Source organism: Corallococcus sp. AB030, from assembly GCF_003668965.1.
Lineage (GTDB): Bacteria > Myxococcota > Myxococcia > Myxococcales > Myxococcaceae > Corallococcus > Corallococcus exiguus.
In genome coordinates this window covers 1-23,004 of sequence record NZ_RAWQ01000080.1, presented here as the reverse complement: position 1 = coordinate 23,004, position 23,004 = coordinate 1, and the positions used below count along the sequence as shown (strand labels likewise).

Here is a 23,004-nt window from a genome sequence, read left to right as displayed (position 1 = left end):
CTCACTCGAGGAGTCCCGTGATGATGCGTTCGCTGTTCCTGGCCCTGATGTTCCTGACCACCTCCGTGGCCCACGGCGCGAGCCCCCCGGTCCCCATGGAGGTCCGAGCGGCGGACGGAGAGCGGATTCCCGTCTGGGTCCTCGCCCCAGAAGGGGAGGCGGCGAATCCACCCGTGGCCGTCCTGCTGCACGGCCTCACCCGGAGCAAGGACGACTGGCTGTCGGATACAGAGCCGACCTTCGGAGGGGCCCTGACGGAGCATCTGCGGAGCACCGGTTATCGCGTCTACGTCATGGACGCGCGGCGGCACGGCGCGCGAGCGACCCCCGACGCGCGACCCGGAGCCCTCGCGAAACGTGCGCACGCGGGGGAACCCGGTCCCTATCAAGCGATGATTGTCGACACCGTGCGTGATGCGCAGACGCTCCTCACGCAGGTGCTCGCCAACGGCAAGAAGCCACCGAGGGTACTCGTCGCCGGCTACAGCATGGGCGCCCAGGTGGGCCTCCTGCTGGCCTCGCGCGAGCCTCGGATCACCCATCTGGTGACGATGGTGCCGCCCCATGTCGACCCCTCGCTGGGCGACGCCGCACCGGTGAACCGGATGGGCGGGGTTCATCAGGCCTGGCTGCTGTTGACCGCGAACCGCGATGTCTTCTCCACCGAGGAGGACACCCAGAAGCTGTTCAAGGCCGCGCCCTCCACGCGCAAGACGCGCCGGGCCTTCGACAGCGGGCACGCCCTGCCGCGCGAGTACCTGGACGAGGTCCGTCGCTGGTTGGGCGAGACCTGACAGGCCAACGGAGTGGACCTTTAGGATTCGTATATCTGGACTTTAAAGGTCAACTTCGCTCAGACTCCCGGAGGGACGCCGCCGCCTCTCTTCCGCCTCCCGAGGAGCCATGCCCGACACGACGACCGACGACCTGGCACGCACCGAAGCCTCCCCGCGCCGCAGGCAGCTTCCGCCGACGCGTGAGAGGCCCGTGCACCTCTTCACCATCGACGGCATTCGTTACGAGGCGGTCCGCGAGCTGGTGCTGATGCCGACGGGTGAGCTGCTGATGCTGGCGCAGCGCTTCCCGGAGCACGACAACGCGCTGCCCGGCTTCTGCCTCGTGCGAAGGCTGGCGAACCCCTCCACCTATCTTAAGCGCAAGCGCCTGGGAGAGGAGATTCAGCTGGCCTTCCGCCTTCGCCACCCGGCCATTGCCCAGGTCTTCCACCGCAAGGTGCACCAGGGGGCGCTGCACGTCGTCATGGAGTCGGTGGCGGGTCCTTCGCTGGAGACGCTGGTGAGTGCGGGCGTGGTGCGCGGCCGGCCCGTCTCCGAGGCGTTCGCCCTCTATGTCGGTGCGGAGATCGCGGAGGCCCTTCAACACGCGCACATGCTGACGGACGCGACCGGCCAGTCGCTGGGTGTCATCCACCGTGACGTCAACCCCCGGCACGTCTACGTGGGGACGCAAGGCGAGGTGAAGCTGGCGAATTTCGGCGCGGCGTACTCGCTGGTGGTGGGGCGCGCGGAGTCGCCTGCGAGCCTCGTTCGGGGCGATGTGGCCTACGCCTCGCCGGAGTACCTGGCGCGAGCGCCGCTTTCGCCGCGCTCCGACGTGTTCAGCCTGGGCGTGTTGCTGGTGGAGCTCTTCACCGGCAAGCACCTCTTCGACGTGGAGGACGTGCCGCTCCCTCCCGCGAACTTGCGCTATCTCTTCACGGAAATCGTCTCCTCGCTGCCGCTGACACAGATGCAGGTGTTGCTGGCGAGCTTCGGCCCGGAGGACGTCGAGGAAGCCGTGGCTTCACTCTCCGCGGACGTGAAGGCGATGCTGCATGTCGCGCTGCGCGCCAACCCCGAGGAGCGGTTCGCCACGGCGGCGGACATGCGCGACGCCATGCGAGTCGCCCTGGCGAAGCGGCACCCGGGCTACGGCCGGCAGGAAGCCGCGGCGGAGTGGGCCCAGGTGCTGGTGGAGGGCAGCGTCCTTCGCGACGAAGTGGAGTTCGGCGAAGGAGACCTCTTCGGCAATGGGCTGGACGCCTACGGGTTGGAGGACCTGGACGAGGAGTAGTGCGTCAGCGCGCCAGCGCGGAGGCGACATGGAGGAGGGCCGCGAGGCCCTCCGCGTCCAGCTTGCGCGCGAGGTGGAGGAGACGCCGCAGCTCCGGAGCGTCCTCTTCCTGGGGCTTGGGCTTCGTGCCCTTTCGCACGTCGCCCGTCGCGGTGAGCCCCATCAGCTTCTCTGGGGACACCCGCAGCTCCCGGCAGATGCGGTAGAGGGACGGGACGCTGGGAAGCATCTTCCCTCGCTCCAGGCGGTTGTAGACGGGGTGCACCAGTCCAACGCGCTCCGCGACCTCGGCCTGCGTCAGGCCCAGGTGCTGACGGGCGGCGCGGGCCTCCGTTCCAATGGTGATGCCGAGTTCTTCGTTCATGGCGGGCGCAGCGTAGCCGAGGACACGGAGGGGATGAGTGCTGGAGGTCGAAAAGGTCTCGATGGACTCCACGGGTTGTCTGTCGGGCGCGCGCGAAGGGGAGGGATTCCCGGAATTTTTATGTCTTTGGTAGGGTGCGCGCCCCCGTTGGGAGGATGCCGCATGCAAGCCGCCTGGGAGCCCGAAGGAAGGCCGTCATGATGCGAGGGCCGCCTCCGGCCGTGCTGTCTCCTGGGGTCCAGGTGCTGGGCTACACGGTGGAGCGCCAGCTGGGGCAGGGCGGCTTCGGCACGGTGTACCTGGCGCGCTGCGAGGGCCAGCGCTGTGCGCTGAAGCTGTTGCACCTGCCGCGCGTGGGGGAGCGGGCGGAGCGCGAAGTCTCCATCCTCACCCGGCTGCGGCACCCCAACGTGGTGGGGATCCTGGGCCATGGCTACCTGCCGGTGGTCCAGCCGCAGTTCGCTGTCATCGCCATGGAATACGTGGACGGACCCCGGCTGGACGAATGGGCGGATGCGCACAACCCCACGGCGCGGCAGGCGGCGCACGTGCTGCTGGGGGTGGCGCGGGGGCTCGCCGCGACCCATGCGGACACGGTGGTGCACCGGGACGTGAAGGAGGCCAACATCATGGTGCGCGCCTCGGATGGCGTGGCCAAGCTGGTGGACTTCGGCATTGGCGACTACGCGGGCGCGCGTGACTTGACGGCGGACATCCTCCCGCCCGGGACGGTGGACTACCGCGCTCCGGAGGCGTGGCGCTTCCTGCGAGCCCACCGCGAGGCGCCGGACGCCCGGTATACGGCGGGCCCGGCGGACGACTTGTGGGCGCTGGGACTCGTCTCCTACCGGCTGCTGACGGCGCGCTTCCCCTTCGATGGTCCGGACGCCGCCGGTGTGACGGAGGCGATTCTCTCCAGCGCGCCCACGCCGCCGCACGAGGAGAACGCGCGGGTGCCCCGGTCGCTGGGTGACGTGTGCCTGCGGCTGCTGGGGAAGACACCCGAGGCCCGCACGCCGAGCGCCCAGGTCTTTTGCGAATCCCTGGAGCAGGCGCTGCGTGGCGCGGACGCGACGTGGGACGTGCCACTCTGCGACGCCTATGCCGAGGACTCCGCGACGACGGAGGGCGAGGACCCCGACTCCTTCGAACAGTGGATGCACGAGCCCCGGCACCGTCCCCGACGGGGCAAGCGCCTTCTGGAAGATGCGCCAGCGATGGGCGCGGCTGACCTGGCGAAGGAGGTGCCGCCTCCAGTGTCGCCCGTGCGTGCGGCGCCCGGGAAGCGCGGGGCCTTCCGTGCATGGACGGCGCTCGCCGGAGTGCTCGTCGTTGCGGGGGCGGTGTGGGGGCTCGGGATGTCGCGGATCGCGGAGCCCGTCTCCCTCCGTCAGGAAGTAGCGACCTCTGGCAAGTCACCTCAAGCTGACCGCGCCGCGGCTTTCACCGGACCGAAGACCACCGCCGCGGCCGTCGCTCTCCCCGCGACGCTCCAGGAGGTTTCAGCCACCGTGACGACGCCGCCGAAAGACACGCTGTCCCTTCAACTCCCATCGAAGCCCACGAAGAAGGGCATGCGCGTCATGGCCCGTGCGGTCGGCACGGCGGCGGCTTGCGCGGCGCTCGGATGTCCTGGAACCCAGGTGCGTTCGAGTCCTCCTCCCGAGCCTTGCCCGGTGGGCGCCGTGGAGGCCATGGAGAAACGGCACGTCCGCATTGGTCAATTGCTCGACGCGGGTTTTGGCTTCGATGAGCGGTTCGTCTCCGTCCAGGAGGGCCCAGGTCAGGTGACCCTGGGGGGCCGGGCGGGGGACATCCCGAGCTTGACGTTGCTTTCGGGCCGGCTCTTCGTGAGAGACCGCGTTTATGGACGACTGACATGGGCAACGACGAGGGAGGGCGAGAGCTTTCCCGTGTGCTTCGAGGTCTACGACACGACCGGTGGGCGAGGCATGATGCGAGAGCCTGGAGACGAATCATCAACCAGTGCTCGTATCTTCAATCTCACGACCCTGAAGGCGGTGAGCGAGTTCAAGTAGCCAGACGCTTCTGGGAGAAATCGCCGAGTGACCTCGTCCTCCATTGCCATTCTTCTGGGGCTTCTGCTCGCAAGCGGAGCCGCGACCGCGCAATCCGAAGCCTTGGATTTCGGGCTCGGAGCGTGCCGGATCGAGGTCTCCCCGGAGGAGGTCCAAGCCGCATCTGAGATTGTCATCAGCGCGGGGCTCTCAACGACGCTCCTCTTCGATGTCGACTTGAAGCGCGAGGATGTCGAGTTGGAGGGGCGGGACCGCTTTGAGTTGGTGGACCAGGGGCAGACCACGCTTCGTCTGGTGCCGTCCTCTCGCGTGACTGCCGCCGAAACGTTTCGGCTGGTCGTGCACTTCAGGGACGGGGCCGCGCCAGTCAGCGCGTCCTTTCTTCTGCGAGTTCACCCCGTGAAGGCCCAGCCCCTCGTCGAGATCTATCGGCGGAGGCGGACGGTCGCGACCTATCAGCAAGAGGTGAGGGAGCTTCGGGCCGAGCTCACGCGCTTCAAGGAGGAGAATGCACGGGTGGTGGCGGAACATGAAGCACCTGCTGGACTGGCGGGGCTCATCTCCACCGGAGCCATGGATGAACACGGTGTGCTTGGAAGTAACATGAGCAAAGTCGGCTCCCTGGATGCCGAGAAATGGCTCACGTCATCCTTGGTCAGAACCTACCGCTCCACTGCGAGGGTTGCGGTGGAGACCAAACTGGCAGTGAGCGCCGGTGGTGCACCCTGGCGCGCGAAAGGGGCGATGCTTCGAAACAAGGCCGGAGCAGAGTTGAAGGTGCTTCGCATCTGGCAGGAGCAACCCATCTCGGACGGAGAGTTCAAGCCCCTTGTGGTCGAGGCCGAGGCCCCTGCCGCCTCCGTGCAAGGCCCCTTCTCGCTCAAGCTGTGGGAGGCGGACGGGCCACGGACCCTCACGCTGCGGAACATCACGTTCCCTGACTGGCCCTGAGGCCGCCACAGGCTCATGTGGGCAGATGTCTGGCCCGGACTCCCATGTCGCAGGCGTCGCAACTGGGGTGCGATGCGCGCGATAATCGAGGAAAACGAGGCGGAGCTTGCCTCGCCAACCAGCCGCCCCGAGCAGGGGGGCGAGGGGGAACCACCATGACGACGACCATCCAGCGCAACGCACCCCGGCCCATTGAGACGAAGGCCGCGGAGCCCGCCGCGCCCCAGGCCCCGGCGCGGCCAGTCGCCCAGAACAACGTGGTGCGTCCCGGAACGGGGACGGACGGGTTCCAGCCGGCGGCGGGGACTCAGGTGACGGCGAACCGCCTGGGTGCGACGCCCGCGGGGGCGGAGGAGGTGCGGACGACGAGCGCGACCCCGGTGGCGCCCGCGGCGCTGTCGCCCACGGAGCTGCGTTCGGCGCAGCAGGCCATCGCGAACTCCAGCGACGGCCGGGACGCCACCGCCGTGTCCGAGTGGCTGAGGAACAACCCGGACCCGGCCAAGCAGGCGGCGTTCATGGACATGATGTTCCAGTACGGCCCCGTGGCGGGCGGCATCCTGGACAGCGTGCAGCGGCTGCCGGAGGCGGACCGCACGCGGCTGTCCCAGGCGCTGGACAACGCCTACCGCTCCGGCGCGGTGTCTCCCCAGGAGCTGTCGGCGGCGGTGGCCACGTCCGGCCGCGGTGCGCTGCCCGGGGCGACGCACGAGGGGCTGGCGGGCATCATCGCCGGCACGGGCAACCCGGACCTCATCGAGACGTATGCGAAGGCGGAGATGGCCATCGTCCGCGCGAGCGGCGGGGATGATCAGCAGCGCAGCGCGGCGGTGGCCACGGCGCTGGGGGGCATGCCGCCGGACCGGCTCCAGTCGTTCCTGGCGGCGAACCGGGAGGGCATGGCGGATGTCATCAAGAACATCAACGCCTCCGGCCCGGACGCGAGCTCCTCCCCCGCGCTGGGGCGCCTGCTGGACGCCGCCGGCCGCATCAACCCGCCCACGGCGGAGTCGGTGCAGGTGTTCACGGACTCCATCGACAAGCTGGGGGAGAACCGCGAGTCGCGCGCCGCCGCCGCCCGCTTCTTCACCCAGCATGGTGACGCGGTGCTGTCGTCGCTGCAGGACAGCTCGGGCTCCCTGGGGCTGGATGGCCAGAAGAAGATGTCCGAGTTCTTCGCCCGGACGCTCTTCTCGCCTCCGCAGGACTTCGCGGGCAGCGACGCGTTCCGCCAGAACGTCATGCAGCGCCTGGAGACGATGAACACCGGGCTCGCGCAGCACGCCAACGAGAACCCGCCCTCGCAGGACGCGAAGCGCAGCGCGCGCCTCATGGGCAGCCTGGTGGGCTCGCTGGAGGGCGGCTTCCAGGTGTCCCTGGACGAGCTGGGCAAGCGCAACGAGGCCGTGAAGGGCATGGTGGATCTGCTCTTCTCCGCCAAGGGGCTCCTGCCCAACCTGCCCATCCCCGGCGCGGGCAAGCTCAAGGACCTGACCGTTGATCAGCTCCAGCGCTGGGTGACGTCCAGCCTCCAGGAGCGGGCCCAGCAGCCCTCGCAGGCCATCCCGTTCCACCGCACCTTCGGTGAACAGATCGCCAACCCGGACCTGCGCACCGACTATGATGCCGCCCGCGGCGACGCCTTCCTCAACCGCCAGCGCGGTCTGAGCCGGTAGCAGCGCGGTTGCTCCGGGGGGCGTGAAGGGGAGGGGGCCGAGCGCCTCCTCCTCATGCACTGGAGAAACGCATGTGGCTCAAGTGGTCGAGCGGCGTCGGTGTGGCGGGCTCCTTGCTCCTGGGCTTTGCCCTCAACGGGGTCCTCAGCCTCGGTACGGCCGCCTCGGCGCCCCGTGCCGCTCCCCAGCGCTTCGTTCCGGTGTCCCGGCTGGGAGCTGAAGCCCGGGATGCAAGGGACTTCCCAGCGGGGCTGCAAGTGGAGGCCCGGGTCGAGGACAGTCGCGGCCAGGTGGTGCCCAGAGGGTTTGCTTCCTTCGTCCTGCCCCTCGTGGGCTGGTGTGGCAGCGAGCCGAGGCGCCTCGGGCGGGTGGCCTTCACGGGCGGTCAGCTTCGGATGTCGCTGCCGGGCCCTCAGCGGATTCACGTCGTCGCCGAGGACGGGCGTGCTGCCCGGGTGTCGGTCGAGAAGGGCGTCGGTTCGAAGGTGACGTTGACGGTGGTGCTGCCAGACCATCCCTCCGCGCCGGTTCGGCCCGGGAAAGCCCTGCCTTGGGCCCTGCCCGAGCGGCCTCCCTACCGGGTCGCGATCCTCGCGATGCCAGGAACTTCCCGTGCGGAGCACCCGCAGCCGGTGCCTCCCGAGTTGGTAGCAGTCCTGGATGAACAACTGAGGGACGCGGGCTTCGCGACGCAGACGGTCCCTACCACTTCGGCAAGCACCGAGGCGGTCAGGGAATGCCATCGTGGGCGTGGGCGCGACTTCGACGCATGCGCTCAACGGGCCTTGCAGAGCATTTCCGCCGAATCCGTCATCGTCCTCGCCAATGGTGCCTTGGGACGGGTGACGTATTCGGAGGTGGAACTGGCCGCTACGTCGCATCGCATCTGGGGCGACTTCCAGATGGAGAGGGACCTGGTGGCGCAGGGCAGGCAGGTCGCTCGGTGGCTGGTGGATACTCACCTGTGGGAGGGCCGGTGGGGGGCCACCCGTCAGGGGCCGCCTCGGGATGCGTGCGAGTACCTCGCCGGTGCGCGTTTCGAGAGAGTCGATTCTTCCGGTGACGGCAGCAGCGTCATCGACTTCCCGGCCGGTTCTCCCAAGTCATTTCGTCTGAGGGGCGAACGCAGCGACAACGATCCGCTGGACTGTGACGGTTGGCAGCTCGTTTCGCGTCAGGGCCACTCCGGGCCTCCGCGCCTGCTCGGAACGGTGGATCCCCTGACAGGACGCCTCACCCTCGATAGAACGGAATACGTCCGGGCGGGAGTCGTCAGACCTGCTCAGGAGTAGCACGAAGAAGGAGTCCAGCACGCATGCGCATCGCAATGAGTGGCACGCACCGCGTGGGCAAGTCGACGCTCATTGAAGACCTGGGGGAAGAGCTCTCGGAGTATCGGGTCGTCGACGAGCCGTACCACCTGCTCGAAGAGGAGGGGTACGAGTTCGCGTCTCCACCGTGTCTGGAGGACTTCCTCGAACAGCTCCGTCGCTCCCTGGCGCTGTTCGAAGAAGAAGACACGCGAAGCGTCCTGTTTGATCGCTGCCCCCTCGACTTCCTCGGGTACCTGCTGACGCACGAGGACTCCGATGCGTTCGACGTCGAGGAGTGGCTGACGCGGATCCGTTCCACCCTCAAGACCCTGGACTTCGTCGTCTTCGTCCCCATCGAGGAGCGAGATCGCATCCGCCTCCCCGCGCACGAAGACTCGAATCTGCGCAGGGAGGTGGACGAGAAGCTCGCCTGGCTATTGCTCGACGACCCTTATGACCTGGGAGTGGAGGTCCTCTCCGTCCACGGGGCTGGTGCCTCGCGGGTCTCCCAGGTCATCGAGCGCCTCAAGCGAGGCTGACGCCGTCTGGACTACCGGGCGGCGACCTGGTCCGCGGTGAGGCAGGGCTCCACCCGCTCAGGGACCACCAGGAAGGGCTCGCGGTCCAGCGTGCGGGACGTGCCCAGCGCGCTGTCGCCAATGGTGCCGCCGCCGTCGAACATCAGCACCGACCAGTCGTTCTGCGACGCGGGGAACACCGTGGCGCTGCTGCCGTCGCGGTTGAGGTCCCGGGCGTAGGTGGCCGTCTGGATGGTGCCGTTGGCGTTCATGTCCAGGTTGGCGCTCGCGGTGCCAGCAACCTGGACGTTGACGAAGCGCAGCCCGCCAATCTTCGCCAGGTCCGCCTCCGTGGTGGGGGCCACGGGCGTGAACGCCGCGACCTCGTTGATGGTCGCCTCGCTGAAGGACGCCACTCGCACGCGCGAATAGTCGAACACGTTCGCCGCGCCGCTGATGGTGAAGCCATACACCTGATACTCGTAGTTCATGATGCTCAGGTAGTTGGGCTTGTAGTTGGCGTTGTCCGTGCCGCCGTGGCGCAGGCCGATGTTGTGCCCCAGCTCATGCATGATGGTGCCGGCCTGCTGCAGCTCCGTGCCGCCCGGCGTGGACCAGCCGCCCAGCGTCACCACGAAGTCGTGGGCCGGGATGCCTCGCGAGATGCCGCTGGAGGTGCCTCCGCTGTAGGTGTTGGCGAACAGCATGTAGTGGAAGAACGGTGCGCGGGCGGCGGCGAAGTACTTCGCCTTGATCTTGTCGAAGTCCGTCCACACCGGGTTCAGGTCCGTGTCCGCGTCCGCGGCCGCGATCTGCTGGTCCAGCGCCAGGTGCAGCGTGATGCCCGTACTGCCGTCTGGGTTGGACACGGGCGCGTTGGCGAACGCGGTGATGACCCGATTGAGCGCGCCCTGCGTGGGCTGGCGGTTGGCGTAGTAGTCCGCCTCGATGAAGATGTCCTTGCGGCGTGCGTTGGCGCCCAGCGCCGGCAGGTTCACACCGCCGGAACCGAACAGCTCCGCGTAATCGCTCAGACGGTCGCCGTCCGTATCGGTGCTCTGAGGGTTGGTGCCGTACTGCGCCTCCACCTTGTCGCAGACGCCGTCGCCGTCCGTGTCCACGTCGGAAGCCAGGCACCCGGGCGCGGCCTGCACGACCATGCCCTGGGCCACCGCTGCCTCCGCCAGCTCCTCCAAGCCTTCACCTCCACCACACCCGTTCACTCCCAGCAGGACCACGGATGCCGTCAGCCAGCGCTTCTGGAGCATGGACATAGCCTTCCCTTGGGGGGCATGGACCGGCGTCAAGCCAGCCCGAACCGCCTTGGGGTATTTACTAGATATTCTGCTTTTACGTCTATGTCCTGATGTCCGGTGCTGAAGCCTGGAGCTTTCTCTTCGGAGCGGATTCGCGGAGCGCCGTCACGCTTCCGTCACGCCACCGGGGCTATCCAGGGGACCTGCCAGGCCGGAGGCAGGAAACATCGCTCCTCTCCACGCCCGGAACGTCCATGCCCCTGAGACGACGACTTCCTGTCGCGCATCGCGCGCGCATTCCCTTTCTTCCTTCCCCCGGAGCCTCACGTGGACGCAGATGGCGAGCTTCTCTCCTCGTGGGCGCGCTCGCGTCCCTTCCGCTGCTCCACTGTGCTCCCGCCCCCGCGAGCCCGCACCCGGTCGCGGCCCAGGCGGCCTCGCTGGGCCTTCCGTCCGATACGGTCCTGGCGACGGAGACGGTGAACGGGTTGGCCGTGGGGACACTCCCTGGACAGGGGCTGGTCCGCCATAGCGGCACGGCGGCCTACTCCATCCCGTTGTGGGTGCCGGACGGCCGCGCGGGCATTCAGCCCGGCCTGGCGCTCCAGTACGACAGCGGCGTGGGCAACGGGGAACTGGGCGTGGGCTGGTCGCTGTCGGGCCTGTCGCGCATCACCCGCTGCCGCCGGACCACCCTCCACGAGGGCGCGGACCGGGAGATCCGGTTCGACAACGGCGACGCGGGCGACCGCTTCTGCCTGGATGGTCAGCGGCTGGTGCTGACGGGCGGGCCCACGGGGACCGCCAGCCCCTACGGCGGCCACCAGTCCGAGTACCGCACCGAGCAGGATGCCCACATCAAGGTCGTGTCCTTCAGCCCCGACGCGCGGGGTCCCACGTCCTTCAAGGTCTTCCTGAAGGACGGCCGCATCCTGACGATGGGCGGGGGCGTCAACGCCTCGCTGGAGGGCCCGCGCGCGAGCGTGACGCTGAGCTACCAGAGCCCCTCCGTGCCGCGCTTCTACACGACGGACTACAGCCAGCAGGTCCGCTGGGCGTGGGGCGTCTCGCGAGTGGAGGACCGCTCCGGGAACTACCTCCGGGTGGACTACCGCCTCCAATCCCACCCGAGCGATCCCTCCGCCATCGAGCAGCTCCCGGACCGCATCGACTACACGGCCTCCACGGCGGATCCGCAGGGCACGACGACGCGGTCGGTCCGGTTCCAGTACGAGGCGCGGCCCGACCCGAGCGACGCCTTCGTCGGCGGGCTCAAGCAGAAGCACACCCAGCGGCTGAAGCGCATCGAGATGTGGGGCCCGAACCCGGCGACGACGGGCCTGCTGCGCTCCTACACCCTGACCTATGGCCTGGCCACGCTCAGCCAGCGAAGCCGGCTGGACGCGGTGCAGGAGTGTGATGGCGCGGGCGTCTGTCTGCCTCGCACGCGCTTCACCTGGACCCCGGGGGACGCGACCTTCACGGAGATCGACACGAACATCGCCCACAGCGAGGGCCACCTGCTCACGGGCGACATCAACGGAGACGGGCGCGACGACCTCATCCAGGGCGCGTCGTTCTTCTTCCTGAGTACGGGGACCGGCATCGACGCCACGCCCCGCACCGTGAAGTACTACGACAGCCTTTGCCCCGACGGAGAGGAGCGGTACCTGGACATCGACGGGGATGACCGGCTGGAGCTGGTCATCACCGGGAAGAAGTTGTCATCGCTCGGCGGCTATCAGTACCGGAACTGCCTCTACCGTCCCACGGCCTCCGGTTCCCCCACGGCGTTCGAGTTCGTCGACGACCCGCAGGAGCCCTGGGTTCACCAGGCCCGTGGCCTGTACGTGCTCGACCTGAACGGCGACGGCTTCGCGGAGTGGGTTCGGGGCGTGGGTGCCTACGGGCAGGGTGGCACGCCGGGGCAGACGCTGGGCTACCGGTTGAACAACGCGGGCACGCTCGCCAGCTACGTGACGACGACGCCGCGGCACGAGAACAACGTCCGGGGTTACGCCGTGGACGTGAACGGCAGCGGGAAGTCGAGCCTGCTGCTCCGCTCCACGGGCGTGGGCTTCCAGGCGTACGGGCTGGAAGGCACGACGAACACCGTGGTGACGCAGCCGCTGTCGCTCGCCCAGGACGACGGCAAGCAGTACTACTTCGCGGACGTCACGGGCGACGGCCTGATGGACGCCGTGGCCGCGCAGGTGGGGCAGGGGCAGCTGCGCGTCGCGGTGAACACGGGACATGGCTTCGCCGAACCGGTGGCCTGGAACGTGGGCGCCCAGAACCACACGGTGGGGACGCTCAACCTGGATGACTCGGGCGTCCGGGTCGTGGACTACAACGGCGATGGCCGGCATGACCTGCTGCTGATGGGCGGGAGCTCGGATCCGCTGGCGCCCACGCTGCCGCGAAAGGTCACCGTGCTCGTGTCGACGGGCACGGGCTTCACGCAAGTCCGGCTGCCGTTCATGGTGGGCAGTCAGTTCCCCGGCACCGCCACCGAGCCCGCGGGTTGGGACTGGTCCAACGTGCTGGACGTGAACGGCGACGGACAGCTGGACTTCGTCCAGGTCGTCAACGGCACCCTCCACGTCTACGTGCGCCAGGGAACGCCCGGCGACCTGCTCACGCGCGTGGATGACGGCCTGGATGCGTTCGAGCGCTTCGAGTACGCGCCGCTGTCGGACGCCAGCGTCTACACTCCGGCGCAGAGCTGCGCGTATCCCACGCGGTGCGCACGCACGGGGCTGTGGTTGGTGCGGCTCCACGAACAGGACTCGGGGCTCACCCAGCCTCGCGCCATGAAGTTCACCTACCAGGATGGCCGCTTTGACCGGAAGGGACGCGGCTGGCTGGGGTTCGCCCGGCGCGTCGAGCAGGATCTGCTCCGCCTGTCGACCCGCACCGCGACGTACGACAACGTCACGCGCGAGGGCACGTTCTACGTGAAGGCCGGGCTCCCGCTGGAGCTGCGGACCGTGATCCCCCTGGAGGACGGCGGCACCTACGAAGTGGTGACCTCCAGCACCTACAAGGCGGACTCCCGTCACGGCGGCAAGGTGCTGGACGTGTACCCGGAGACGCTGGCCTGGCAGGAGAAGGAGGGCGGCTATCTGCTGTTCCAGGGCCAGAAGACGCGGGCCCAGGATGCCTACGGCAACGTGACGCGCCTGGAGGAGCTCACGGACGAAGTCGTCAGCGGTGCCGCCAGTGGGAACCGCTACCGGATGCTCACGACCGCGCAGTTCGACACCTCCGAGTCGGACTGGCTCATCAGCCAGCAGCGGCGGCTCAGCCAGACCGACACCGTCCTGGACGGAGGGACGCGGACGCGGGTCGTCGAGCACGACTACTCCCCGGCAACGGGGCTGCTCCATCGGACGCGGGTGGAACCGACGGCGCCCGCGGGCGTCGTCGACGGTGGTTCGGAGATGCTGCTCACGACGACGTACGAGCGGGACGCGGGCTTCGGGCTCGTCTCCGCCGTGGTGTCGGAGGGCTCGGGCCAGGTCCGCACCGAGCGCATCGCCTACGACGACCTCGACCAGACGTACCCGAAGACGTTCACCAACGCGCTGGGGCACACGCAGGAGGTCGCCCGTCATCCGGGGCTCGGGGTGGTGGGGGCCGTGCAGGATCCGAACGGGGTCCAGGTGAAGTACCGGTATGACGGGCTGGGCCGGCTGCGCTTCGAGGACTCGCCCGACTCCGCGGACGTGACGTACAGCCACCTGGCGGATGCGACAGGCCGGCCGAAGGTCTCCGCTTCCGTGAAGACGGGGCCCACCACGTCGCGGAGCGCGGAGCTCACCTACGACCGGCTGGGGCGGGAGGTGCTCCGCCGCTGGCAGGGATTCGACGGGGCGTATGTCGTCATGGAGCAGGTCTACGACGCGAAGGGGCGCCCGGTGTCGCGGGCCCTGCCGCACCTGGAGTCCGCGCCCGCGGCGTCGTTCACCAGCACGTACGACAACCTGGATCGTCCGCTGCGGGAGCAGCACCCGGACGGCACGTTCAAGGAGCGCAGGTTCTCTGGCCGCTACGTCACCAGCTTCGATGAGAAGCGGAACACCACGGTCCTCCAGTTCGACGACCTGAAGCGCGTGAGCGGCAGCGCCGACTTCGAGTTGGAGGGCGGCGGGCCCGGTGTCTACACGTATTACACCTACGGCCCCTTTGGAGTGACGACGGGCGTCCGGCAGCCTGGCGGCGTGAACATCACGTCCTTCGAATACGACGTGCGCGGACGCCGGATCCGCATGGTCGATCCGGACGCGGGCGATCGCCGGTTCAACTTCAACGCGTTCGGGGAGCTGAAGGACACGCGTGACGCGATGAGCGCGCTGACCACGTACACGCGAGATGCCCTGGGACGGATTACCCAGGTGGACAAGTCCGACGGCCGCTCCAACTTCACCTGGGACACCGCGCTCCATGGCATTGGCAAGGTGGCGGTGAGCACCAACGCCAGCCATTACGCGGTGGTCCGGATGGAGACGACGTTCGACGCGCTGTCCCGTCCGAAGCAGACCTCGTGGATCGCCAACAACCTGGGCTTCCTCGCGGACATCGACCGTGCGTACGACGCCTATGGCCGACTCCAGACCCTGACCTATCCCGCCGTGACGGGCAGGGCGCGGCTCCAGGTGGAGCGCCTGTACAACGACCGGGGCTACCTCCGCGCGGTGCAGGACCCAGCCAACCAGCACGTCTTCTGGGAGGCGCAGTCCTACAACGCCTATGGCCAGCTCACGGCCGAGCGGATGGGCAACACCGCGGAGACGGTGCGGCAGTACGACCTTGACGGGAAGGTCCGCTCCATCCGGACCACCCTGGGCCTGACGACGCTCCAGGATCTGGCCTACACGTACGAGTCCAACGGCAACCTGTCCCAACGCGAGGATCTGTTGGCCCAGACGGTGGAGAACTTCACCTACGACCGGTTGGATCGACTGACGACCTGGAAGGTGGCGCAGGGCGGGAGCCTGTCCGAGCTGCGCTACCACCATGCACCGAACGGCAACCTCCTGGACCGGACGGTGGTGTCCGGCCCGGGCTCCACGGTGACGTATGGGTATGGCGCGGGAGCCGGCCCGCACGCCGTGACGAGCATGACCCAGGGAGGCGTGACATCGTCGTACAGCTACGACGCCAACGGCCGGCAGCTCACGGGGGCGGGGCGGCAGGTGTCCTATACGTCGTTCGACCTTCCTTCCACCCTCACCGTGGGTGGCCAGCCGACGCTGTATTTCTACGACGCGAACCGGCGGCGGGTGGGCAGGTCCACGCAGGGCAGCACGACGGATCAGACGCTGTACGCGGGCGAGGTCTACGAGCAGCGGCGGAAGAGCTCCACCGTCGAACACGTCTTCAAGATCCACGGCGCGGACCGGCAGGTGGCGCAGGTGGTCTGGACGCAGAGTGGCGGCACCTTCCAGCCGGACCGGGAGCTGTTCCTGCATGTGGACCCGTTGGGCTCCACGGAGACCGTCACCAACGCGCAGGGGGCCGTGGAGGAGCGGATGAAGTTCGATCCCTTCGGGAGCCGCCGCTCACCGACGTCGCTCACCACGCCCATCTCGCCGCCCTTGGGTGCCGTGCACCTGGGCTTCACGGGACACGAGCCGGACGCGGAGTCGGGGCTCATCAACATGAAGGGGCGCATGTATGACCCCGTGTTGGGCCGGTTCCTCAGCGCGGATCCGCACGTCACGTATCCGCACTTCGGGCAGTCGTACAACCGGTACAGCTATGTCTTGAACAACCCGCTCGCGTTCGTGGATCCGACAGGGTTGGACTCGACCGGACCGGGGGATGGTCCCTCGGGCGGAGGAGATGGCTCGTCAGGCCCCGGTTCGTCCTCGGGAGGCGGGAGCTATTCGAGCGGCGGCCCGACCTATGGGCCGCAAAGCGATGGCTCCCGTGGTTGGGGAGAGACGTCAACCGTCACGGGGCCCAGCACCAGCTGCGGAGGGTGTGGGCGCGGGAGGGGCGCCGAGGCCGACTCGGATCCGACCGGCAAGGAGAGCACCCGCGACGACAGCGGGGTGAACATGTCCGTGGAGCTCACGCCCGAGGAGGCCTGGCTGTTGAATGGGAGCGGGGGACCGATCCTCTCGGTGACCGCGAATCCTCGGGGGCCCACCCCGCCAGCGTTCCAGCCGGACGTGACCATGACGCAGTCCGAGCGGGTGGAGAGCTGGGCCTGGGCGTTCGAGATTGCCTTCTCCTGGGCAACAGGCACGGGGGCCCGGGAGCTTCATTTCGACGCGGACTCCGTTCCCGTGAAGGCCATGCGCTCCAGCATGTCCTATGTCAGCGCCCGCAATGAATGGATGGAGGCCGTGGACATGGCGGGAGGCAAGTATCATCCCATGCGGGTCCAGGGGAGCAATGACAGTCAGGGTGTGTTCGCGTTCGTCATTGGGCACTACCGCGCGACCTTCAGCCCGAACCCGGACGGGAAGACGATGACGGTCACGCTCTTCAACAGGTCTTCGTGGACGTCCTACCTGCACAAGGCCTTCAGTGGAGCCTTCGAACCGCCGAATGAGGCGCCGAGCTGGGATCGCAGTGAAAGCGAAGGCACCAACTGGAGCATCGAAGGGTATGAGCTCTGGGGGATGCCCTTCTCCAACGTCTACCAGGTGTTCTCCTGGCAGGAGTCACTGCCACAGATGGGTGAGCTCCCGCAGTAGAGCCAACCGCTGGACTGAGCCTCTGTTGAGGTCCAGACGCCACCGCCGGGCCCCCGTGACGGGGACCCGGCGGTCGTGTCAGCCCGGGCAGGAGCGTCAGGAGGGGCTGCGCGTGGCCGGGCTCCTGATCCGGGACCGTGAGGGGTGGGTGGTGAGCCGGCAGGCATTCGAGCAGGAGCAGGTCGTGCAAGCACAGACCCTGCGCTCCCGACTTGAACTCAAGGGACGGGACGGCAGTCCCTTGCCGCCGGGGGAATACACGGTGGAAGCGCTGCTCTTCAGCGAGCCGGAGGGAGAGCCGACCGTGGTTCAGGCCCGGTTCCGGCTCGCCTCTTGTGCGTTCTATTGAAATCAGAGGTCGCGGCCCGGCAGCTGTCCCACCGCGGGCAGGAAGCCCAGGTCCCGGACGTGGACGAACCCGGCCGGGGCCTGCGTGGACGTGGCGAAGACGCCCACCAGTTGCGCGTGCTTCCACAGCTTCAGCGGCCGCCGCTGCCCCGGGCTGTCGCTGTCCACGGCGCTGTACAGGAAGCCCTCGATGCCCTGGTCCCCGTTCACCATCTTGAGCGAGTAGCCGGAGGCGCCGTCACAGGTGGACGTGTCTGTCAGCAGGTAGCGCCCATGGCTGTTGGCGCAGCGGTACAGCGGCTTGATGAGGGTCCCCATGCGCTTGCGGATGTTCGCGGGCAGCTTCGGGGTGAGCAGGGGCCCCTCCATGCGCAGCGCGCCGAACGACGACGCATCCGCCACCCCGTTGCCATCCAGGTCCGGGGAGTACCCGGACACGTCCGCGCCACCGGGATGCTCCTGGAGGTCCACCGTCACCGCGGTCGTCGTCAGGTAGCCCGTCTCCCCGCTCTTGAATCCCACCAGCGCCCGGTCGATGAAGAGCGAGTAGGACACGAGCATCGTGGCCGTGCCCATGTTCGCCACGTTGAAGTCCTCGCAGGACCGCACCATCCGGCTGGGCTGCATGACCGCGCGGTTCACGCACGTGGCCTCCAGTGACAGCGTGTCCCAGCGCGCCTTGCCCAGACACAGGGGACGGACCTCGCCGCAATCGCTCATCTCCCAGATGGCTTCCAGCGCGTAGCCCTCGGTGCCCACCGTCTTGGGCAGGCGTCCGCCAGGGCTCATCGCCACCGCGGCCTGCGGCCCCCGGAAGGAGATGGGCGTCCCGTCCAGCGTGTTGCTGCGGCCCTCGCCGCAGTAGTCCGCCCGGGCCATGCGCGTGCACAGCTGGTGGTACGCGAGCGCCTGGCCCTCCGGGTACTCCGTGGCCCAGGGCGGATATCCCCAGTCGACGCACTTGGCGATGACGCCGCCGCCCACGAAGAACGGTTGGGACGCGGAGCCCTCGTTCTTTGGCGCGCACGCGAAGGTGAAGTAGTCCGGGTTGCGGATCAGGTCGCCGCCCGCGGACCAGGCGTGGGGCACGGGAATCGCGAAGCCGCTGCCGGTGGGACACAGCGGCTCGGGCCGCTTGTCCTCCGTGGACGCCGTCACGCGGTACTCCCAGCGCGCCTTGCCCGCGTAGAGGTTTTCCGGAGTGCACTCCGCCGTGGGCGGCGTGATGTCCTCGTGACAGCGGGCCTCCGCGATGACGAGCTTCACCGTGCGGCCCTCGAACGGCGCCTGGAACGTCGTGTTCACCAGCGACGGTCCCTCCAGGAACCGCGCCGCCACGGGAGGATTTCCGCCCGAGCAGCCCTGCGCCGTGATGACCCGGCCGTTCAACGTCAACGCCTTGGCCGGCGCGCACGTCACGCCAGCGGGGGGCTCTGGCACCTCCACGGTCGCCAGCGGGATGTTGATGGATTCAAAGCGCCCCGTGCCGTGCAGCTGCGTGCCCTGCGCGCTGTTGCTGGGCGGCGGCTCCGCGCTCGCGCCCGCGGCCGTCAACATCACCGCGCCCAACAACGCGCACCTCCAGGTCTTCACCATGTGTCCGTCGCTCCCCGTGTTCAGGCGGCTTCACGGAGGCGCCCCAACGCGTCCCCCGCAATCACATGAACGCTGGAGCTGTCGGAAATTCGCGCTGGAAACAGGGTTTCGTGGAGGTGTGCAAGCCTTGCCGTGCATGCAAGGTTTGCACGGTCGCGCGCGCGTCCGGATGTGCAAACATTGCACATCCGGAAGGTGCTCACTTCAGCAGGGGTTGCCTTCGAAGACCTCCGCGCCCGCGCGCACGCGGATCCGGGTCGAGCCGTTCTGCGTCGCGATGCCGGTCACCCGCACCTTGGTGTAGACCGAGCCCGAGCTGTCGGGGACGTAGAAGCGCAGCTTGCAGGAGCCCGGAAGCCCGAAGATCGGCGGGGTCCAGACGCCCGAGCCGCTCACCGTGCCAATCGATTGCCACGTGGTGCTGACGATTCCCCATGCGTCTCCGGAAACGAAGAGGGCGTTACAGGCGGACTGGGTGGTGGGCGCCGTCGCCGGGACGGCCTCCACGTAGGCGCGGGACGGCCTGCCCCCGATGTTCGTCACGTCGACCACGAAGCGGTCCGTGCACGAAGGCTGCCCGTACGTGGCGTCATTCGACGTCGCGTAGACAGGGACGTAGCCCGTCTTGCGGCAGTTCCAGACATAGGGAACCGTCGCGCCGTCCGGCTGCGCCAGCACGGTGCTGCTGGTCAGGCACGGGAGGACCGGGGGGAGGGTGATGCCCAGCGCCTCGCTGGTGCCGCCAACCTCCGCCTCCTGCCCTGGCAACGGGGTCTCTTCCTCCAGCGGACCGCCACAGGCGGTGACGAGCGAGGCGGTGACCAGGAGAGCGGCGGACGAGGTGAAGCGCATGGGACGACTCCGGAAGGGGCGAGGAAGAACAACGCTGTGTCGAGCCCCGTGCTGTTACGTTCCGTGCCGCGCATATTCCCCCACCATTTCCACGGCCTTTTCGGCCCCCGGGGATGAAGGGGCCACGCACCTTCCAGACAGTGGTTCCAGTACCAATGCCAAACACTCCGTGGAATCAAAACAGCACGGCAAGGCACTCCGGGCCGGGAGTCGGGTGGTATCTTCCGTGCCCATGGACCTGCGAATCGTGCTCGGCGTCGCATTGATGCTGGTGTCGCCCGCTTGGGGCTAGCCCGCGGTCTCCCCGGGCCCTGACTTCCAGGCCCGGATGTCCGCCGCGTCCCGGGCCTACGAGGATCTCGACTACGAGCACTCGATCGAGCAGCTCGACGCGGCGAAGGCGGTGGCGCGCGACGGCGGGGAGCAGGGCCGGGTGGCCATCCTCCGGGGCATCGTGCTCGCGGACCTGGGGCGCCGTCAGGAGTCGCTGTCCGCCTTCAAGGAAGGGCTGTCGCTGGTGCCCGACGCGAGCCTTCCGGTGAAGGTGTCCCCCAAGGTGTCACGTGACTTCGAGGAGGTGCGCCGGAACGTGCAGCGTGAGCTGGTGCGCAGCCCCCGGCCACCTCCGGACGCACCGGTCGCGATAGCGGATGTGCGGCCCGAACCCGCTCCGTCGCCCGGTCTCGTGCCAGCACCGGCGCAGGAGGAGGTGCGCCGCACGCCGGTGCTTCCGCTGGCGTTGCTGGGCGGTGGCGTGGTGCTCGGAGGCATTGGTAGCTACGTGGGCCTCCAGTCGCGGAGCAACGTGAACGCCGCGCGCGATGATGAGTTCTACAGCGACCGGACCGCGCACCTGGACAGCGCGCGGGGACAGGCGCTCGCGGCCAACATCCTGCTGGGCGCGGCCGTCACCGCCGCGGCCGGCGCGGCCATCACCTGGCTGCTCACGGGCGATTCGCCGTCGCCGCGGACGGAGGTCTCTCCATGAAGCGCGCCGTGGCCGTGGGACTCGGACTGCTCTGCATCACCTGCACGGTGCCGGACATCGAGGAACTCGAAGCGGAGCGCCCCAGCGGATGCGACGCGAGCCATCCCTGCCATGTCCAGGTGCGGATGACCTTCGACGGCTTCCGTCCAGGCTGCGTCACGCTGCGAGTGGTGGACGCGGAGGATGGCTCCAGGACCTTCGAGCTGTCGGTGCCCGAGGGAGCGGGCGAGACAGGCTTCGTGCGTCGCACCGGGTGGAGCGACATGGTGAAGGTGACAGCCTCCGCCCGCGAGCGCTCGTGCGCGGGGCAGGAGGTGGCCACTGCATCCTCGCAGGTGGAGGTTCCGGAGGAGGACACCGCCAGCGTCGAGCTGACGTTGAGTGCTCGGGATGATGACGGGGATGGCTACGTGAGCACCGCCACCCGGGGGACGGACTGTGACGATCACTCCGTCTCCATCTCCCCGGGGGTGGAGGAGCGCTGCGACTTCCTGGACAACAACTGTGACGGCCGCCAGGACCCGGTGCCCGTCTGTGAAGGCGTCGACTGGAGGACGACCGAGCGCTTCCCTCTGGCGACCTTCCGGGACGTGGCGCCCCATGCGCGCGGTCAGGCTTGGCTCGTGAGCGACAACAACGACGTGCTCGCCCACGTTCGTCGGCAGGCCGATGGTGGCTTTGACGTACAGCCATTCACCGACTGCCACGGAGCCTGGTCCACCGCGTGGGCGCGGCCGAGCGACGGGCGGGTGTTCATGGGCTCCTGGATGGGGCAGCTCGCCACGCGGCCGCTTGTCTCCGAGGAGCCCTGCACGCTGACGTCCTTTGACGGGGGAGGGGCGGCCATCCAGGACCTGGTGGGCTTCGAGGCGGACGGAGGCACGACGCTCTATGCGGTGAGCGAGACCGGGGACATCCTCCGCTGGGACTATCCGGCGGAGCCCCAGCGGGTGGAGCACGTGGACGCGGACCTGCGCTCCATCCACGGCCTCGACCCTCGAACGCTCATCACCGTGGGTACCAACGGCAAAGGGCCCGTCGCGTACCACGTCAACGCCGATGGAGGTCCGTGGTTGCGGGAGCCGCTGCCTCAGTTGATCTCGGGGCAGGACGCCCTGCAGGCCGTGCACGTGGTGGCGCCGGGCCTGGCCTACGCGGGCGGAGCCCAGGGGCTGTTCCTGGAGCGTGCGGCGGGCACCTGGAGCACGAAGCCGACGTATCCCATCTACGTGGATGGTGGCGTCGCACCCGACCTGCTGGACGTGGTGTCCTTCGGACAGGGCGTCGTCTTCGCGCACCTGGACTCGGACGACCTCGTCCGCTTCGACGGAGTGGCGTGGCAGGACTTCCTCTTCGGCACCCAGGGCTTCACGACCCTGGAGGGGCTGTCGTCGGACGAGCTGTGGAGCGCCACCGAGGATGGGACCGGGTTCTACTGGGGACCCTAGATGGAGCCTGCCCGCAGCACCGTGCTCACGTACGAGAGGGACAGGCCCTGCCGATCCCCGGCCCGCCTTCCGAGGAGATGGACCTCCGTCGCGGAGGTGTTCCAACGGCTGTGCAGGGTGTACTCCCGGGTATCCCAGTAGGCGTCCTCGGCGGCCATCAGTGCCCGCTCGTTCATCTGCTCCAGGGATGAGGCGTCCGGGGGCCGCCGCTCCTGGACCGCCTGGATGGTTTCGGCGACGAAGGCGAGACCGGCGAGCGCACTCAACACGGCCCTCTGACGGGCGGCCTCCTCCGCCGAATCCCGGGTTTCATCCGGCTCGCCGAACTTCGTTTGGAGCATGCTCGCGACGCCGCGGTGGGCCTCGCGGAGATCTCCCTGGGGGCCAAGGTAGAGGGTCACCGCCGCGAGCTTCTCCTGGTCGAAGGAGAAGCGAATTGTCGCGGGCATGTCCCAGTGCTCCGACTGAAGTTCGAGTCCGCCGCCATCCACGATGACCGCCTCGGGGTAGCGAGCCCGCACCTCATCGGGGCTCATGCTCCAGCGGGTGTCCTCGAAGCCGGTCGCGGCGCCGCGGAGATTCCGCAGATGGGCCTCACGGATGGCTTCGCGCCGCTCCAGCCGCTGCGCGTGCTGTGAGTTCTCACAGCCGATGGCGAACAGACACAGCGGGAGGAGGGCGGCGAGCTTCCTGCGCATGGGGGGCCTCTCGGTGGATTGGCCTGCCTGACGTGGAATCGGCCTGATTATTCACGCGAAATCGAATGTCGTGAAAAAATAGGTCAATCGACCTATATCCGTGGTGGGTCACGAAAGGGAGTCGCCATGGAGTCCGAGGGTCGTGTCGTGCTGGTGGGGGGCTATGGGGTGGTG

General features: G+C 68.4%; 16 protein-coding genes. 11 read left to right on the top strand and 5 right to left on the bottom strand.

Annotated elements, in window-relative coordinates; all coding sequences use genetic code 11:
- Positions 1-20 precede the first annotated feature (20 nt).
- Both D7Y15_RS19945 and D7Y15_RS19940 read left to right on the top strand, forming a co-directional pair.
- Positions 21-794, top strand: a complete 774-nt coding sequence (locus D7Y15_RS19945; protein ID WP_121753596.1) for an alpha/beta hydrolase — start codon at positions 21-23, stop codon at positions 792-794.
- 109 nt (positions 795-903) lie between these two features.
- Entirely contained in the window at positions 904-2,073 is a 1,170-nt protein-coding gene (locus tag D7Y15_RS19940; RefSeq protein WP_121753595.1) for a serine/threonine-protein kinase, read from the top strand.
- Between the two features lie 4 nt (positions 2,074-2,077).
- On the opposite strand, the gene D7Y15_RS19935 is transcribed toward D7Y15_RS19940, so the two are convergent.
- On the bottom strand, positions 2,078-2,437 hold the full coding sequence (locus tag D7Y15_RS19935; protein WP_121753606.1) for a helix-turn-helix transcriptional regulator: 360 nt from the start codon (positions 2,435-2,437) through the stop codon (positions 2,078-2,080).
- A 197-nt stretch (positions 2,438-2,634) separates the two neighbouring features.
- Between D7Y15_RS19935 and D7Y15_RS19930 the strand changes: the two genes are divergently transcribed.
- The 5 genes from D7Y15_RS19930 to D7Y15_RS19910 all read left to right on the top strand — a co-directional run bounded on the left by D7Y15_RS19930 (position 2,635) and on the right by D7Y15_RS19910 (position 8,955).
- The gene (locus D7Y15_RS19930; protein ID WP_368667385.1) at positions 2,635-4,476 is read left to right on the top strand and encodes a serine/threonine-protein kinase; all 1,842 of its coding nucleotides are present in this window, start codon (positions 2,635-2,637) and stop codon (positions 4,474-4,476) included.
- Positions 4,477-4,503: 27 nt separating this feature from the next.
- Complete coding sequence (locus D7Y15_RS19925) at positions 4,504-5,427, top strand: DUF2381 family protein (protein WP_121753594.1); 924 nt, start codon at positions 4,504-4,506, stop codon at positions 5,425-5,427.
- Positions 5,428-5,582: 155 nt separating this feature from the next.
- Entirely contained in the window at positions 5,583-7,103 is a 1,521-nt protein-coding gene (locus tag D7Y15_RS19920; RefSeq protein WP_120577776.1) for a hypothetical protein, read from the top strand.
- Positions 7,104-7,174: 71 nt separating this feature from the next.
- Positions 7,175-8,395, top strand: a complete 1,221-nt coding sequence (locus tag D7Y15_RS19915; RefSeq protein ID WP_120577777.1) for a hypothetical protein — start codon at positions 7,175-7,177, stop codon at positions 8,393-8,395.
- 23 nt (positions 8,396-8,418) lie between these two features.
- Complete coding sequence (locus tag D7Y15_RS19910) at positions 8,419-8,955, top strand: AAA family ATPase (RefSeq protein WP_121753593.1); 537 nt, start codon at positions 8,419-8,421, stop codon at positions 8,953-8,955.
- An 11-nt stretch (positions 8,956-8,966) separates the two neighbouring features.
- Here D7Y15_RS19910 and D7Y15_RS19905 read toward each other — a convergent pair whose 3' ends face one another.
- Positions 8,967-10,202 (bottom strand): hypothetical protein, encoded by a 1,236-nt coding sequence (locus tag D7Y15_RS19905; protein ID WP_233605029.1) that lies wholly within the window; start codon positions 10,200-10,202, stop codon positions 8,967-8,969.
- 344 nt (positions 10,203-10,546) lie between these two features.
- Between D7Y15_RS19905 and D7Y15_RS19900 the strand changes: the two genes are divergently transcribed.
- Positions 10,547-16,900 (top strand): RHS repeat-associated core domain-containing protein, encoded by a 6,354-nt coding sequence (locus D7Y15_RS19900; RefSeq protein ID WP_158629076.1) that lies wholly within the window; start codon positions 10,547-10,549, stop codon positions 16,898-16,900.
- A 112-nt stretch (positions 16,901-17,012) separates the two neighbouring features.
- Entirely contained in the window at positions 17,013-17,249 is a 237-nt protein-coding gene (locus tag D7Y15_RS19895) for a hypothetical protein (RefSeq protein WP_126934824.1), read from the top strand.
- Between the two features lie 2 nt (positions 17,250-17,251).
- Here D7Y15_RS19895 and D7Y15_RS19890 read toward each other — a convergent pair whose 3' ends face one another.
- Positions 17,252-18,844, bottom strand: a complete 1,593-nt coding sequence (locus D7Y15_RS19890) for an ADYC domain-containing protein (protein ID WP_121753589.1) — start codon at positions 18,842-18,844, stop codon at positions 17,252-17,254.
- Positions 18,845-19,048: 204 nt separating this feature from the next.
- The gene (locus tag D7Y15_RS19885; RefSeq protein WP_121753588.1) at positions 19,049-19,696 is read right to left on the bottom strand and encodes a hypothetical protein; all 648 of its coding nucleotides are present in this window, start codon (positions 19,694-19,696) and stop codon (positions 19,049-19,051) included.
- A gap of 328 nt (positions 19,697-20,024) precedes the next feature.
- Here D7Y15_RS19885 and D7Y15_RS19880 point away from each other — a divergent pair, with 328 nt between their 5' ends.
- Positions 20,025-20,684 carry a hypothetical protein gene (locus D7Y15_RS19880; RefSeq protein ID WP_233605028.1) on the top strand — a complete coding sequence of 220 codons (660 nt, stop codon included), beginning with the start codon at positions 20,025-20,027 and terminating at the stop codon, positions 20,682-20,684.
- On the top strand, positions 20,681-22,132 hold the full coding sequence (locus D7Y15_RS19875; protein ID WP_121753587.1) for a putative metal-binding motif-containing protein: 1,452 nt from the start codon (positions 20,681-20,683) through the stop codon (positions 22,130-22,132). Before D7Y15_RS19880 ends, D7Y15_RS19875 begins: the two co-directional genes overlap by 4 nt.
- Here D7Y15_RS19875 and D7Y15_RS19870 read toward each other — a convergent pair.
- Positions 22,129-22,830, bottom strand: a complete 702-nt coding sequence (locus D7Y15_RS19870; protein ID WP_120581749.1) for a hypothetical protein — start codon at positions 22,828-22,830, stop codon at positions 22,129-22,131. The two genes, D7Y15_RS19875 and D7Y15_RS19870, sit on opposite strands and share 4 nt — an antisense overlap.
- Between the last annotated feature and the right edge of the window lie 174 nt (positions 22,831-23,004).